At 28.7% G+C, this 14,204-nt stretch carries 11 protein-coding genes and 1 rRNA gene; 1 reads left to right on the top strand and 11 read right to left on the bottom strand.

The features are described from left to right. A 16S ribosomal RNA gene (locus VJI93_RS05025) occupies positions 1 to 180 on the bottom strand; the annotation flags it as partial. A gap of 368 nt (positions 181 to 548) precedes the next feature. Here VJI93_RS05025 and VJI93_RS05020 point away from each other — a divergent pair. Next, the gene (locus VJI93_RS05020) at positions 549 to 1,397 is read left to right on the top strand and encodes a hypothetical protein (RefSeq protein WP_323999374.1); all 849 of its coding nucleotides are present in this window, start codon (positions 549 to 551) and stop codon (positions 1,395 to 1,397) included. A gap of 86 nt (positions 1,398 to 1,483) precedes the next feature. On the opposite strand, the gene murI is transcribed toward VJI93_RS05020, so the two are convergent. The 10 genes from murI to VJI93_RS04970 form a co-directional block, all read right to left on the bottom strand. After that, on the bottom strand, positions 1,484 to 2,287 hold the full coding sequence (murI, locus tag VJI93_RS05015) for a glutamate racemase (RefSeq protein WP_323999372.1): 804 nt from the start codon (positions 2,285 to 2,287) through the stop codon (positions 1,484 to 1,486). 1 nt (position 2,288) lies between these two features. Continuing rightward, positions 2,289 to 3,128, bottom strand: a complete 840-nt coding sequence (gene ispE, locus VJI93_RS05010; RefSeq protein ID WP_323999370.1) for a 4-(cytidine 5'-diphospho)-2-C-methyl-D-erythritol kinase — start codon at positions 3,126 to 3,128, stop codon at positions 2,289 to 2,291. A gap of 465 nt (positions 3,129 to 3,593) precedes the next feature. Then, a complete protein-coding gene (locus VJI93_RS05005; protein ID WP_323999369.1) occupies positions 3,594 to 4,349 on the bottom strand; it encodes an acyl-CoA dehydratase activase in 756 nt (251 codons plus the stop codon). Continuing rightward, entirely contained in the window at positions 4,349 to 5,515 is a 1,167-nt protein-coding gene (locus tag VJI93_RS05000) for a double-cubane-cluster-containing anaerobic reductase (RefSeq protein ID WP_323999368.1), read from the bottom strand. Before VJI93_RS05000 ends, VJI93_RS05005 begins: the two co-directional genes overlap by 1 nt. A 212-nt stretch (positions 5,516 to 5,727) precedes the next feature. Next, positions 5,728 to 6,489 (bottom strand): ABC transporter ATP-binding protein, encoded by a 762-nt coding sequence (locus VJI93_RS04995; protein ID WP_323999367.1) that lies wholly within the window; start codon positions 6,487 to 6,489, stop codon positions 5,728 to 5,730. Next, a complete protein-coding gene (locus VJI93_RS04990) occupies positions 6,489 to 7,508 on the bottom strand; it encodes an ABC transporter permease (RefSeq protein WP_323999366.1) in 1,020 nt (339 codons plus the stop codon). The genes VJI93_RS04995 and VJI93_RS04990 overlap by 1 nt, the downstream gene beginning before the upstream one ends. A gap of 12 nt (positions 7,509 to 7,520) precedes the next feature. Continuing rightward, a complete protein-coding gene (locus VJI93_RS04985; RefSeq protein WP_323999365.1) occupies positions 7,521 to 8,603 on the bottom strand; it encodes an ABC transporter substrate-binding protein in 1,083 nt (360 codons plus the stop codon). Between the two features lie 276 nt (positions 8,604 to 8,879). Further along, positions 8,880 to 9,950: an ABC transporter substrate-binding protein gene (locus VJI93_RS04980; RefSeq protein WP_323999363.1), complete on the bottom strand. Its 1,071-nt coding sequence runs from the start codon at positions 9,948 to 9,950 to the stop codon at positions 8,880 to 8,882. A gap of 210 nt (positions 9,951 to 10,160) precedes the next feature. Then, positions 10,161 to 13,067: an insulinase family protein gene (locus VJI93_RS04975; RefSeq protein WP_323999362.1), complete on the bottom strand. Its 2,907-nt coding sequence runs from the start codon at positions 13,065 to 13,067 to the stop codon at positions 10,161 to 10,163. A gap of 8 nt (positions 13,068 to 13,075) precedes the next feature. Then, the gene (locus VJI93_RS04970; RefSeq protein WP_323999360.1) at positions 13,076 to 14,203 is read right to left on the bottom strand and encodes a M20/M25/M40 family metallo-hydrolase; all 1,128 of its coding nucleotides are present in this window, start codon (positions 14,201 to 14,203) and stop codon (positions 13,076 to 13,078) included. Position 14,204 lies beyond the last annotated feature (1 nt).

Genomic DNA, 14,204 nt, shown 5'->3' with positions numbered 1-14,204 from the left:
ATCGTCGTTTCCAACGGCTATCCCCCTGTGTAAGGTAGGTTGCTCACGTGTTACTCACCCGTTCGCCACTTTCATTTAATTTCCATCCCCGAAGGGCTTTCCATAAAAATCACGTTCGACTTGCATGTGTTAAGCACGCCGCCAGCGTTCGTCCTGAGCCAGGATCAAACTCTCTATTAAAAGTTCGTCTGCTCTCGCTGACTTTTTGTTACACCTAAATTATTGTTTTTCTTTGTACTCTCAAAGTTTTTATCACTATATGAAATTTTTAATGTTTCACAACAACCACTATATTATACAACATCATTTTTTGGTTGTCAACACTTTTTTGTAAAAATTTTTTATTAAATTCCACAAAAAAAGCGACCCAGTTATCGCTGGGTCTTTATTATATCAATTATTTTAATAATTGTCAATACTTTTTATTATTGTTTTTTGTATAAAATCTTATATTTTTGCAAATTAATGTGACTATTTTTATATATTGATAAATTGTGTTATAATTGTTCTGTAATTTATTTTACAATTATATTAAATTAGGGGGAAATATGAAAAAATTTATTAGATTACTTTCTTTAGCTTTACTTATTACTATTTCAACCTCAGCTTGTTCAAATAAAACCACAAATAAAAATGTCAAAAAAACTAATGAAGAAGCTGAAAGAATTGCAAAAGATTTAGAAAAGCAAGAAAAAGAACTAGAAGAAAAAGTCAAAAAACAAAATGAAATTGCAGAACAAAAGAAAAACAAAATAAAACAATACGAACAAGAAATAGAAAGCGAAAAAAAGACTCGAGAAGAAGAGGCCGCACAAGGAGTTACTGTTTCTAATAATAAAGATTATGAATGGTATATGGATCAAAGCTCAACTGGAAAATACCACAGTGATAATTGTGTTCCTACTTGTACAGCTATGATTTTAAAATTTTTAGATTCAAATAGTAAAGATACAGGAGAATCCCTTAGAAATGAATATGTAGTCGATGGAAAAGGATGGATTCCTGATATAATGTTAGATGCATTAAAAAAGAGAAACATAAAATATGTAGCATATAATTTTAAACGTGGTTATATGAGTGATATGCCAATTAGAAAATATATAAAAGATGGTTATATTGGAATGTTTTTTTCAGATATGACCAAGATTGCCGGATTTAATCGTAACACTCCAAAACTTGGCAAAAGTCATAATGATTCAAAAGTTGTACGCCATACTTTTATTGTTAAGGGATATAAATATATAAATAATGAACTTTATTTTGAAGTTTATGATCCAGATTCTGCAAATCTTAGAGATAAAAACGGTCAACTCATTGGAAAAAACAGGTATTATAAGGCCAGTGAAGTTACAAATTCAGTGGTATGGCCTAAGATTTTATTTTTTAAAAGCAAATAGTAAATTTTGGAATTATAATTTAAATAAGCCATTTAAAAACATAATTAGTATTTTTAAATGGCTTATTTTTTATAATTTTTATTCACTTATTTTAAATCTATTTTTTTTATATTTGGATTTTCAATCTTTATAAAATCAAGTAAATTTTTTCTAAATTTGTTTTCATCATCCGTTATATAAAATATATTTTCTGTTATTTTTTTAGAGTCTTCATTTAATAGATTATTATGCTCCAAATATCTTTTCATTTCTGTAACTGTTTCTTTTGCAGGATTTATCAATTTTATATCTTTACCAGCTACTGATTTTATTGTGTTTTCCAATATTGGATAATGAGTGCAACCCATAACAATAGTATCAACATTTTGACTTATCAATTCGTTCAAATAGAATCTAGTTGTATCTAATGCTATTTGAGAATCTGACAAACCATCTTCAACAATAGGCACAAATAATGGACAGGCTTTTGAGTAAACTATATTTTCAAAATTTTCATCATTTATACATTTTTCATAAGCTCCACTTAAAACCGTCGCGTTAGTTCCTATTACACCAATTTTTTTATTTTTTGTTACACTGCTTGCCATTCGGCTTCCCGGCACAATCACTCCCAATATATACATATCAAATTCTTTTTTTAGCATTTCAAGAGCAACTGCAGAAACAGTATTGCAAGCTATAATTAAAGCCTTTATGTCTTTTTTATTCAAGAATTCTATACATTCTTTAGAAAATCTTTTAATTGTCTCCTCACTTCTGTTTCCATAGGGCACTCTGGCAGTATCTCCAAAATAAACTATTTTTTCATTTGGTAGAATTTCCAACAATTCTTTGACAACAGTAAGTCCACCTATTCCTGAATCAAAAATTCCTATTGGTCTATTATCCATACTATCTCTCCATTGTTTTAACTATAAAAGTATTCTTATGAATTTTCTTGAAATAATCATAAGCTTCTTTTATGTCATTATCGTTCTTAAAAATACCAAATACAGTTGGCCCTGAACCACTCATAAGAGATTTTGTACAATTAAATTCATACATTTTATCTTTTATGTTTTTGATCTCAGGACAATATGAAATTGACACCTCTTCCATTACATTATATAAATTATTAAAAAATTCGTAATAATTCTTATCTTTATATGTTCTTATAAGTTTATCTACTCTATCGCTATTACCACTTGGAGCTATATTTGAATAAATATAAGGTGTAGCAATTTCAACACTATTATTAACAATTAAAATACTTGTAGTTGGTAAACTTTCTAAAATTTCAAGTTCATCCCCTATTCCTCTTGTTCTTGCTGTTTTTCCAACTAGTAAATAGGGAATATCTGCTCCAACACTTCTACCAATTTGTTTTTTTTCTTCTAAGCTCATATTGAGCCCCAAAAGTTCATCAATAATTTCAATAACAACAGCTGAATTGCTACTTCCTCCTCCAATACCCGCAGAAACCGGTATATTTTTTTCAATATGTATTGAGAAATTTTCGTTAAATTTATATTTTTCTTTCATAACATTATAAACTTTGTAAACTAAGTTTTTTTCATTTAGAGGAATATCTTTAGAATTAGAGGTAATTTCAAATTTATCTGATATTTTAACCTCAACCTCATCATATAAATCTATCATTTGCATAATTCCATCTATATTATGATATCCATCTTCCCTTTTTTCTATTACATCTAAAGTTAAATTTATTTTTGCATAAGATTTCTTTTTCATAAAATCCTCTCTATCTAAACACTTTATATATTTTAAACTATTTTACCACAATTTTAAATAAAAGACAAAATTAAAAAACACCATTCTATTATATTCTAGTTGGCAACTCAATAAAAACCTTTTTTGAAAATTTATTCATAAAAATTAATAAAAAACTATTGACTTATTTTTAAAAAAGTGGTATACTTTTGTTGAGTAAAATTTTAGCGCTTAGCACTAAAGGTGTTTTACTTTAAAGAATAACATAACCTATATTACTCATTATAATTTTGATGAGTTACTCTCTCCAAATTACGGTGTACCCCCAAATCACCGTAACACTGAAAAGAAAGCTTATGGCTTTCTTTTTTCTTGAAGTTTATTACAAAAAAAAGTCCTGTTAAAAACAGAACTTTTTATCTATTATGAAACAACAAGGTTCCCGGGCACCCACCTGATGTGAAGCATCGTGGAAGGGTGGGGTTCTTATTTCCCCATAAGTGAAGCACCTAACGCTCCTGCAAATCTGCCTAATTCATGAGTTTCTACTTTTTTTTCCAATAGTTTTTCCAAAAGTTCTACCATATAAGGATTGTTTGAAAATCCTCCTGTTAAAAAGTATAAATCAGCTTCATTTCTAAATTTTCTTGTTTGTCCTACAACTTTATTTGCTATTGAATGAACAACTCCGCTAGCAATATCCTCTTTAGCACGTCCTTGACCCATAAGTGAAATAATCTCTGATTCAGCAAAAACTGTACAAGTTGAGCTTATAGGTATTGGTGTCCCTACTTTGGATAACTCAAACATCTCGTCCAAGCTAACTCCAAGTCTATTACTCATAACTTCCAAAAACTTTCCAGTTCCGGCAGAACATTTATCATTCATTATAAAATCACTGACCAAACCGTTAGATATATTTATAATCTTCGTATCCTGTCCACCAATATCAATAACATCACAATCTCTTTTCAACAAATACATTGCACCTTTTGAATGAGTTGTAATTTCTGTAACAACCCTATCCGCATACGGAACCGATACTCTACCATAACCAGTTGCTACTACATATGAATTATCTACATCAAATCCATTTTCAACTAATTTTTTATAAATCTCTCCAGAAGTTTCTTTGCTATTCCAACCTGATGGCATCAATATTTTATAAAGTATTTTATCTTTGTCTTTATCATAAACAACCACTTTAGAAGCTGTTGATCCTATATCTATTCCTATATTCATTATATCATCTCCAAAAATGCTTCAATTCTAGTTGAAACCTGTCCAACATCAGTCATAGAATAGTCAGATTCTATATACATATAAGGTTTCCCCTTTTTCTCTGTTACAAATTTTTTAACCTTTGTAGATTCTACAGCAAAGGTATGACAAGCTTGAAGTACAATTTCAATAACTGCATCAACTTGATATTCATCTATCAGCATATCCAAATCCTTAAACCTTTTTTCGTTAGGCGACATAACCGAACAACTTAAATTAAGATATTTTTTAGCAATTGCATCAATTGGATTGTCAATAGTTTCATCAATTAGTTCAAGCTTTTCACGAACTCCTGAACAATTTTCATAGACTACAATATCAGCTCCAGCTTCTTCTATTTTAGTCAATATTTTTTCACGAATACCACCTACCGGACAACCTGTAATTAAAATTCTTGGTCTATCACTTTTTTTACCTTTAAGTTCTTTTTCCCACATTTCATAAAGTTCTTGTGTCTTTTCAACAAGACTTTTATTTTTTTCTTCTCTATTAAAATTAAAACCAAAGGCATCTTGGGTTCCGCTCATTGTTACTCCACTTAAAGGTGATGGATTTAGCTTTCCAAGTTCAAAAAATTTTCTTAAATTTCTTCTTTCTTGATTTCCTATTTTTATGGCATCCCATAATTTTTCTTCTGTTATTTCAACATCAAAAGTTTCTTCTATTTTTCTTTTTAATTTGTAAATTTCATTAGTCCAAAGTTTCAAAGATAGCTCATCATTATTATTTTGAGGTAATTGCATAACATGAACATCTTTGAAGTCTCCCATAAGCTCATACATTTTTTTCTTTCCATCACAAGTTGTTTCTCCTATTACAATGTCAGAAAAATAAAAATACGGACAGGTATCACTTACAGCAAAACCATAACTCGATTTTATAAGGGGACAAAGATTTTTAGGCAAATCTCTTTCGGCATATTTTATGGAATCTTCAGTTGTGGCACATAAGCTTACTGGAATAAGTCCTCCTGCATAAATAACTTCTTGAGGAGTATATGTACAAAAAATACCAGCGACCTTTTGCCCAGATTCTTTCAATTCTTTCATCTTTAAAAAACCATTTTTTCTGGTTTCATTAAAATCATCAAAATTACTAGGAAGTTTAAAATTATTATGGTCTTTCATTTTTTCTCCTTTCAACTATCAAAAAAACACCTATAATTAGATTATATATTATTATCTTTAAAATGTTAAATCATTTTTTCTTATTAAATAATCATTATTCATAAGTAAAATCTATTATAAGTAAAAAAGACAAGTTACCGATGAACTCATCTCTTTTACTTATAGGGAACATTACATAATTAAACTATCGTCAATATTAAAAACAGCTCATCTTAAGTTGTAAAATTCAAAACATCTAAAATATGTTTTCTATGCTTAATAAATTCATCACTATTTCTATTTCTAGGATATTCCATATCTATCTTTATATCTTCCTTTATAACTCCAGGTCTTGGTGCCATAACAATAACTCTAGTTCCAAGATAAATTGCTTCGTCCACATCATGTGTTACGAGCATAAACATCATATTTTTATTACTTTTCCACATTTCTATTAGTTCATGCTGAATATTCATTCTAGTAAAAGCGTCCAAAGCTCCCAAAGGTTCATCAAGCAAGAAAACTTCAGGCTCAGTTATCATAGTCCTTATGAGTGCAACTCTTTGAGCCATTCCACCTGAAAGTTGGTGAGGATAAAAATTTTGAAAATCTTCCATTCCTATCATCTTGATAAATCTATCAACTTTTTCTTTATTTTCTTTTAATTTTCCTGACATTCTAAAACTAAATTCTACATTTTGTCTAAGTGTCAACCAAGGAAATAAAGTATGTTTTTGAAACACCATCCCCCTATTAACATTAGTTCCTTCAATTATTTTATCATTTAGAGTAAGTTCTCCTGTAGTTACAAGAATTAATCCAGAAACCAATCTCAGCAAAGTAGATTTCCCACAACCAGATGGACCTACTATACAAACAAACTCTCCTTCTTCAACAGTTAAATTTATATCGTGAAGAACTTCAGTGATACCATTATTATCAAAATTAGGAAAAATCTTTGTAACATTCTTTAATTCCAATTTTCTCTTTTCCATTATTGTATCACCCCTTCTTGCCATTTAAGAACTTTCTTTCTAATATATCCCAAAGCAAAATTTACTATAACAAAAATAATACAAATTATAATTATTGCCCCATACATATTAGAGAATTTCGCCCAGCCTCTTTGCCAAGTTATATACCAACCAAGTCCTGATTCAACTCCTATCATTTCAGCAGCTAAGAGTGATACACAGGCTGTGCTCATCCCCATAACTAAACCTTGAAAAATATGTGGTAATGCCGATGGAATTGCTATATTTAAGATTAACTGTCTTTCACTAGCACCCAATGTCCTTGCAGCTTCATAATAAGCCACATCAATATTTTTAATTCCCGTATAACTAGACATAGTTACAGAAAACCAAACTCCAAGAGCAATTACTATTACAGCACCTTTAAAAAGAGAACTTGCAAATACCATTATAACTGGTATCCAAGTAATAGATGGAATTGCTCCTAACAATTTCATAAAAGGAGAAATCCAATAGCTCACAATTTTACTATAACCACATGCAATACCAGTTATAAGACCAATTAAAACTCCCCAGAAATATCCTGTAAATAGTAATTTCAAAGAATTTTTAATACAGTCTAGTAAATAAGCTCTATCAGTCAACATCGCATTTAAAATATTATCCACCCAAGGAAAATAAGGTAGCAAAAGCGAATTTGTCTTTAAGGTTGCATAATCGTATAAGATAAGCAAAAGGTAAACAAATGTGGCAAGAGGAGCAATATGTCTAATTTTATAATAAACTCTTTTAATAAAAAATGATAATATTCCAAGAATTAAAAATAAAGCAAGTTGCACTCCCAAAAATATACCATAAACATCAGTTATTCCATTTTCTCCATAATTAGGAACATAATAAAATTCTAATAAAGCTAAAATTATCGCTATTACAGGCAGAAATATAATAATTCTATCAAAAACTTTATACAAATTACTTTTTGGTTTCTGCTCTATTTCCTTCAACTGTTCCTTTGTTAAATTTTTTATATCTATACTCATAGTTACTCCAAATTATTTTTTCATCGGTCTCCAGATATCAGCCAAAGTTTCTTTTGAATTAGACTCTGCTTTTATCAACTTAAACTCTGCATAATCTTTTAAAACATCTTTCAAAGATTCTTCTGTTCTTTCATCAGTAACTTTAAAATTATAAGTTTCTAAAAATCTTTGATCAGATTTAACATTTCCTGAACCCCAATTATTTTGATTGATAATCTGAGCAGCTTCTTTTTTATTTTCTTCAATCCAATCACTTGCTTCTTTATGAGCCTTAGTAAGTTTTGCTGCTGTTATCGGGTTTTCTTCAACAAATTTTTTATTTAAAATAAGAACACAACATGGTTCAACTTTAAAATCATCATCTGTAGTAATTGAACGAATAGGTCTTAGAATGCCCTCATCGACAAATTTTTGTGCAAATTGATCAGGAAACATTGAGGCTTGAATTTCTCCATTTTGCATAGCTTGAATAGTTGCTGCAATTTCAACGTTTTTAAATTTAACTTTTGAATAATCAACCTTATCTCTAGACAAAAATCTCAAAGCTATATTGTGATCAGAAGCTCCTATTCCATCGTGAATTGCAACTTCTTTTCCTATTAAATCACTTGTTTTTTGAATGTTGGAATCTTTTAAAACAAAAAGAGATTTACATCCTGTATGTGCCCCTCTTGTGAATACCATATTAGTTCCATTTACAGCAGGTACAACTGAAGTTGAAATGTGATCTGTAGTTGCATCCAACTTACCTGTCCCAATTGCATCTGCAACAGATAATTTTAAATTTTTAATTTCGCCCTCTAAACCCTGTTTAGCTAAATAACCTTTAACTTGTGCAATGCCTAATCCGGAAGTACAAAGTCCACCATTATAGCCCAAAGTAATTTTTGTTCCATAACGAGGCTCTTTTTTCCACTTTTCTTCCAAATCAGGATCATTTAAATCTACATCTGCAATAGTAGTTTTATTTTCACTATTTTCCTTTTTCTTTTCAGTACTTTGTTTATTGTCAGCTCTTTTAGCAGTATTTCCACAACCGGAAACACTAAATAACATTGCAGATAATAACAGTAAACTAATTCCCTTTTTATTCATAAAAATCCTCCAAATAAATAGTCATCAAAAATATATTGTTAATTTATGTAATAATCTTGTTTATAATTTAAAATATTTTTGACTAAATAAATTATAACATCTTAAATAATTAAGTCAACAATTTATCTATATTAATTTTTTATAGTAAAAGGGCTATTTATTAGTAATTTTTATGAAATAGTTTTACTTAATAAGTAAAAACCTTATTAACATATCATTTTATATAATAAAAAAGAGTTATAATTAAATAACTCTTCTCTCAATAATGATTAAAATTTATTTTTGATTAATTGGCTTCCAAACATTTTGTAAAATATCTTTAGCCTCTTTATTTTTATCTATCAATCCAAATTTTTTGTAATCTCTTACTATATCATTAAGAGACTTTTCAGTTTGTTCATCCGAAACTCTGAAACTATAAGCGTTTAAAAAATAAATATCGGTATCTCTATCTCCAGAACCCCAATTATTTGCTTTTACAATATCAGCTGTTTCCTCTTTGTGATCTTCTACCCATTCACTAGCTTGTCTATGTGCCTCCGTAATCTTTGCGGCTGTAATAGGATTTTCTTCAACAAACTTTTTATTTAAAATAAGAACACAACAAGGTTCAATTTTAAAATCGTCATCCCAAGTTATTGAACGAATTGGTCTAATTATTCCTTTATCAATAAATTCCTTTGCATATTGGTCAGATAATACACAAGCCTGTATTTCTCCATTTTTCATTGCTTGAATTAAAGCTGTACTTTCAACTGGTTTAAATTTAACTTTAGTTTGATCTACATTATCCTTTGCAAAAAATCTAAGGCTTATATTATGATCTCCAGATCCAATTCCGCCATGTACACCAACTGTTTTTCCTTCCAAATCTTTAGTTGACTTTATATCTGAATCTTTTAAAACAAACATAGTTCTACATCCTGTATTTACAGCTCTTGTAAAAGTTATATTTAAACCATTCACAGCTGGAATAAGAGATGTTGAAATATGTTCAACCATAACATCAATTTTTCCTGTTGCAATAGCGTCTTTAGGCTCTGGATTATTTACAATTTGAGTTTCTAATCCTTGTTTTGCAAAATATCCCTTTGCGTGAGTTACACCTAAAGTAGAAGCACAAAGGCCTCCATCAAAGTTTATAATTATCTTTCTTCCATAAGCTGGTTCTTTTTTCCACTTTTCTTCTAAATTAGGATCTTTTAAATCAACTTTCCCAATAGTCAGTTTATCTCCTGTATCATCAGTTTTTGTAGCAGTTTTATCATCAGCTCTTTTTGCAGTATTTCCACAAGAAGATAAAACCAATGCAGAAACCAATAACAAAACTAGATTTCTTTTTTTCATAAGTCTTCTCCAATCCATGCACTAATTTTAAAATTTGTTTATCCCTTTGTTCTATTATATTAGTAATATTTCTTTAAGTCAATAATTTTATTATAGTAATTTCTTATGCAAAAAGTTCTATTTATAAAGATTTTCTATAAAAAAAGACACAACTAACGCTATGTCTTTCCATATTAAATCATATATCATTTTAACTAAAATAATTTTTCATTATTTTTTCAAAACTAAAATATTATTAAATTCTTCAGAATTTTCCTTTATTTTATTTGTATTTCCTACAACCACAAAAGTATCTTGACTTAATGTTTTTCCTATTACTTCTGAAAGTTCTTTTAAATCTTCTAATTTTGCATTTAAAAGTTGTTCTAGGTATATTTCTAATTCTTTTTCATCTGATCCTGTAATATACATAATCATAGAAGTATATCCTTTATGCTTTGGTGTCAATAGAGGATTAAAATCTTTTACCATTGAAATTTTAAAACTTTCTAAATCATCTTTAGAAATATCCATTTCAGAAACATATTTTCCTACAGTTGAAAAAATTTCTTTTGTAGATTTTAAATTTGGGTCTCTATAACTGAACATAATAATTTCACTATCTCTAGTTATACTAAATCCAGCTCCATAAGCCCCACCAATCGCTCTGATATTATTATGCATATGAGTTGTACTCAAGATTTTTGAAAGCAATGCAAAACTTCCTGAAAAATCAACTCCATATTTTTTCATATCTCCTGCAAAAGTAACATAATTTACATCTGAAGATGTTGATATTCCTTCTTTCAAATTTTCTTTTTCAAATGTAAAATCATAAGGAGAATCTTCTAACTTTGGAAATTCTTTAACAAGTCCAACAAATTCTTTTTCTACATTATCAAAATTGTCCTCTGTTGTTGTTATATTTACAATTACATCATTCAAATTGAACATTCTATTGTAAACAAATTCCATTTTTTCAATTACATTATCAATTTTTTCATCAAAATTCTCAGCTAAATCTTGAATAAATTTCAAATAATCAATACCCTTAACTTTTTCGTCATAGTACGCCTTATTAGAATAATATGATTTTGCTCTATTTATTCCATAAAGATGACCTGCTCCGATAACATCTTGTTCTAATTCACCTTTTATAGCCAAAATTTCTTCTTTTATTCTATTCTTGTCAGTAAAAACAGTTTCTTTTAACAAAATTTTAACAAGTTCAGCTGTTTCTTTAAGTTTTTCAGAGAAGAATTTTACACTTAAAACAAATTTCGGAACAAATTTTTCTTTATTCTTTGAATTTGTCATTGTTACTATTGAAGTTGAAATTCCTCCACAACGCAAAAATGTTTCAACAGTAAAATCTTTGTATGACATTGATTTTTTGTCTAAAGATTTTAACAGATTTTCAATTAACGACATATATACTATTTCATCTTTTGAGATATGCTTTAAGTCAAAACAAATATCTACATAGTTAATACCTGAAGTAAAAATATTATGTTTTAAAACCGTTATCTCTTCTATTTTATCTATTTCATTTGGAATTTTTAAAGTTTCTTTATCAATATCTTCAATTTTTAACTTCGGAATTGTAGCTTTTTGTTCATCAGAACTTTCAGTTTGTTGATATTCAATTAAATTCTTAGTATTTTCAATTATTTTTTCAACTTGAATTTTATTTAAAGAGTCTTTATATCTCTTTAACCACTCTTTTTGTGCCAAATCTTTTTTGTCATTAAGTCCGGCACTTGGTGAAAGAACGATAAACGCTTTGTGATTATTATTTAAAATCTTTTCTTCAATAATTCTTTCCAACAATCTATTATTTAAAATTTCTTCTCTAATTTCTGACAAAGCCTCGTCAAAAGAAAGTGAAACCATAGGGTTTTTGCCATACAACCAATTGTCACAAATGTGCAACATATATTCTATTCCAGCAGTTGTAGAATTTAAAAGTTCTCTTACAGAAAATTCTGTTCTATTCAGTACTGCAAACAGCTTTTCTTTTTCAATTCCATTCTTAACAATATCTGTTAAAGTTTTTTCTACAATTTCCTTAAATTTATCTAAATTTTCTCTTTCTGAATTTGTAACAAAAACTCCAAAACTTGAATATTTTGTGGCCTCCATAGAAATAGAAGATACATCTTCACATATATTTGCTTTAAGAAGAGCTTCTTTTAAATATGCACCTTGCATTTCAACCAAAACTTCATTTAATACTCTTGATATTATTCCGTCTTTTAATCCATCACTTTCTCCAAAGCAAGAAACATAAACTAAGAATGTCTTATTTTTAATATCTTCATCTTTAGACACTGAATATTCATCAAAGACATTTTTAGGTTTTTCAAAAGGTTTTTGATTTCCTTCAAAATTATCAAGTTCTTCCTTTTCAAAATTTGAAAGATATTCTCTATCCAGAAATTCAAGTCTTTCTTCCATATCACAATTCCCATATAAATAAATATATGAGTTAGAAGGATGATAATATTTTGAATGAAACTCACAGAAATCTTCATAAGTTAAATTTGGAATTTCATAAGGTTCTCCACCTGATTCCTTAGCGTAAACAGTATCAGGACAAAGAGCATTATTCACCCTATAGTAAAGAGTTGTTTCGGGAACAGAATAAGCCCCCTTCATTTCATTATAAACTACACCTTTGATATTAAGCTCATCTTCTTCATTTTCAAGTTCATAATGCCAACCTTCTTGCATAAAAATTCTTCTATCAGATTTCATCGCTGGATAGAAAACAGCATCCATATATACATCCATCAAATTTTTAAAGTCTTTTTCATTTCTACTTGAAACAGGATAAACTGTTTTATCAGGAAAAGTCATAGCATTTAAAAATGTAGCTGTACTTATTTTTACCATATCCATAAAAGGTTCTTTAGTTTGGAATTTTCTTGAACCCGATAATACACAGTGCTCAATTATATGGCAAATTCCTGTGTTATCTGTAGGAATAGTTTTAAATCCAATACTAAAAGTTTTATTGTCATCATTATTTTTCATCAAAAAAACTCTAGCACCGGTTTTTTCATGTTCAAGCAAAACGCAATCAGAATTTATATCCTTTATATGTTTTTCTTGAATTAATTTATATCCTTTATACATATTCCCTCCTATTTTGTAATGAATTCCAAAACCGCCTCAGCTGTTTTTTCCATATCGGAAATAACTAAATATTCTTCAATCGTATGAATTTTATACATTCCCACTCCTAAAATTACAGAATGAAATCCATTTTTCAAATAAATATTTCCATCACAACCTCCACCAATTTTAATTGGTTTGGCTGTAATTCCAACTTTTTTATAAGCATCTAAAACTCTATTTAATAAATTATTTCCATCAATTTGTTTTAGTGGTGGATAATCGTATTTAACTTCAATATTACATTTAACTTCAAAATCTTTTGCAGTTTTTTCAAAAATATCTATATAATTATCAACATTTTCTTTTGCTTCATCTTCATTCAAACATCTAACTTCCATTTTGATTTTACAATCTTTAGGGACAACATTTGTTGGAAATTCAGATATAATGCTACCTATATTTGAAGTAGTATGGTCGTTTAATCTTCCGATTTTCATTTTTGAAATAGCATGACTCATAGCTATAATTGCACTTCTTCCTTTTTCAGGTTCAATTCCTGCATGAGCAGAAGCTCCTTCATAATGAACATTTATCTTATACATACAAGGTCCTTCAACAGCTACAAGATCTGAACCGCCACCATTATCAAGCACTAGCATATCTTTTGCGGGCATAAATTCAGATGGAATTTCTTCCCATTTAATTGATTTCGCTCCCAAAAGTCCAATTTCTTCAGACGGAGTTATAATTGCAAACACATCATTATGTGGCAAATTATTTTCAACTAAATTTTCAAAAGTTTCCAAAATAATTGCAACTCCACCCTTATCATCTCCACCTAAAGTTGTTTCTGTTCTTGTTTTAACAAGCCCATCCTCAACATAAACATCCAAATCTTTTGAAGGCTCAACAACATCCATATGAGCTGAAAGAGAAATTGGTTTAAGTTTTTCGTCATCACAATTCTTTTCAAGTTTTGCAATAATTACAGGAGTATTCCCGCCATATTCAGCTGAATGGTCATGTAAAATATATTCGACTCCTAGCTTTTCTAATTTTTCTGTTATATATTTCATAACATTTATTTCATTTTTTGAAGGTGAGTAAATCTTTACTAAATCTAAAAACGTATTTAAAAGTCTTTCTTTATTCATA

Source organism: Parvimonas sp. M20 (genome assembly GCF_035282425.1).
Classification (GTDB): Bacteria; Bacillota; Clostridia; order Tissierellales; family Peptoniphilaceae; genus Parvimonas.
Note: the sequence above shows the minus strand (reverse complement) of the source record. Positions and strands in the feature narration are given on the sequence as shown.

Excerpts from the sequence above, each read along its gene's own strand:
- VJI93_RS05020 (WP_323999374.1), top strand. The coding sequence starts at position 549 with ATGAAAAAATTTATTAGATTACTTTCTTTAGCTTTACTTATTACTATT.
- murI (WP_323999372.1), bottom strand. The coding sequence starts at position 2,287 with ATGGATAATAGACCAATAGGAATTTTTGATTCAGGAATAGGTGGACTT.
- ispE (WP_323999370.1), bottom strand. The coding sequence starts at position 3,128 with ATGAAAAAGAAATCTTATGCAAAAATAAATTTAACTTTAGATGTAATA.
- VJI93_RS05005 (WP_323999369.1), bottom strand. The coding sequence starts at position 4,349 with ATGAATATAGGAATAGATATAGGATCAACAGCTTCTAAAGTGGTTGTT.
- VJI93_RS05000 (WP_323999368.1), bottom strand. The coding sequence starts at position 5,515 with ATGAAAGACCATAATAATTTTAAACTTCCTAGTAATTTTGATGATTTT.
- VJI93_RS04995 (WP_323999367.1), bottom strand. The coding sequence starts at position 6,489 with ATGGAAAAGAGAAAATTGGAATTAAAGAATGTTACAAAGATTTTTCCT.
- VJI93_RS04990 (WP_323999366.1), bottom strand. The coding sequence starts at position 7,508 with ATGAGTATAGATATAAAAAATTTAACAAAGGAACAGTTGAAGGAAATA.
- VJI93_RS04985 (WP_323999365.1), bottom strand. The coding sequence starts at position 8,603 with ATGAATAAAAAGGGAATTAGTTTACTGTTATTATCTGCAATGTTATTT.
- VJI93_RS04980 (WP_323999363.1), bottom strand. The coding sequence starts at position 9,950 with ATGAAAAAAAGAAATCTAGTTTTGTTATTGGTTTCTGCATTGGTTTTA.
- VJI93_RS04975 (WP_323999362.1), bottom strand. The coding sequence starts at position 13,067 with ATGTATAAAGGATATAAATTAATTCAAGAAAAACATATAAAGGATATA.
- VJI93_RS04970 (WP_323999360.1), bottom strand. The coding sequence starts at position 14,203 with ATGAATAAAGAAAGACTTTTAAATACGTTTTTAGATTTAGTAAAGATT.